Source organism: Microbacterium sp. B24 (assembly GCF_000333415.1).
GTDB lineage: Bacteria > Actinomycetota > Actinomycetes > Actinomycetales > Microbacteriaceae > Microbacterium.
Map to the genome: position 1 here is coordinate 1 of NZ_BADB01000123.1, position 1,067 is coordinate 1,067.

Here is a 1,067-nt window from a genome sequence, read left to right on the forward strand (position 1 = left end):
GCGCAGCGTCCGACGTCGTCGTGGCGGTGGTCGGCGATCGGATCGAACTGGTCGGCGAAGGTCGCTCGACCGCAACGCTCGAGCTGATCGGCGCCCAGACGGCACTTCTGGAGGCCCTTGTCGCGACCGGTACGCCGGTGGTGGTCGTCCTCATGGCCTCCAAACCGCTCGTGCTCCCCGAGGCGGTGCGCGATTGCTGCCTGCTCTGGGTCGCGAACCCCGGGATGCAAGGCGGACGCGCCATCGCGGAACTCCTGCTCGGCCGTATCGAGCCCTGCGGACGCCTGCCGATCTCGTTCGCCGAGCACGTGGGGCAGCAGCCCACCTACTACAACCAGCTCCGCGGGCAGCACGGCGATCGCTACGCCGACCTCACACAGCGCCCTGCACACGTCTTCGGCGAAGGGTTGTCGTACTCGACGGTCGAATACGGGCCTCCCGCGCTCGAGGCCTCACAGGTGGGACTGGACGACACGGTGCGTGCGCACGTGACCGTCCGCAACACCGGGATGCGACCGGTCGACGAACTCGTGCAGGTCTACGTGCGGGATGCGGTGACGTCCGCCAGCTGGGCGGACAAGGAGCTGAAGGCATATCGACGAGTGACGCTGGCGGCGGGTGAGGAGCGCACCGTCGAACTCGCCGTCGCCGTGCGCGCCTGCACCATCGTCGATGCCCGTGGTGAGCGGATCGTCGAGCCCGGCGCCTTCGACCTGCTGGTCGGTCCGTCATCGCGCGACGAGGTCCTGCAGAGCGCACGGTTCCACGTCGTGCTCTGACGCCCGGTCATTGAGCGAGCGCCCCCGGCACGAGACGAAACGCCGCTAGTCCTCGTCGTCCTCGTCCTCGTCGGAATCGTCGTCCAGCACGTCGATGTCGACGCCGTCGACGTCACCGGCGTGCAGGATCGGCGATCCGTCGTCGTCGAAGTCGGCGGCATCCAGATCATCCACGTCGTCGAGGTCGTCGTCGTCGAGTTCCTCGTCGGACTCATCGTCGTCGACGCCCTCGGCGTCTTCGGCCTCGACACCGCGTTCGGCGGCCAGCGCCGCCTGCGCGGCCTGATA

At 68.6% G+C, this 1,067-nt stretch carries 1 protein-coding gene and 1 pseudogene; one reads left to right on the top strand and one right to left on the bottom strand.

Annotated elements, in window-relative coordinates; all coding sequences use genetic code 11:
• Nucleotides 1–779, top strand: a 779-nt coding sequence (locus tag I5I_RS02715) for a glycoside hydrolase family 3 C-terminal domain-containing protein (RefSeq protein WP_036316212.1), incomplete at its 5' end; no start/stop codon positions are given.
• Between the two features lie 45 nt (nt 780–824).
• On the opposite strand, the pseudogene I5I_RS02720 reads toward I5I_RS02715, so the two are convergent.
• Nucleotides 825–1,067 (bottom strand): annotated as a pseudogene (locus tag I5I_RS02720) (DUF3027 domain-containing protein); the annotation flags it as partial.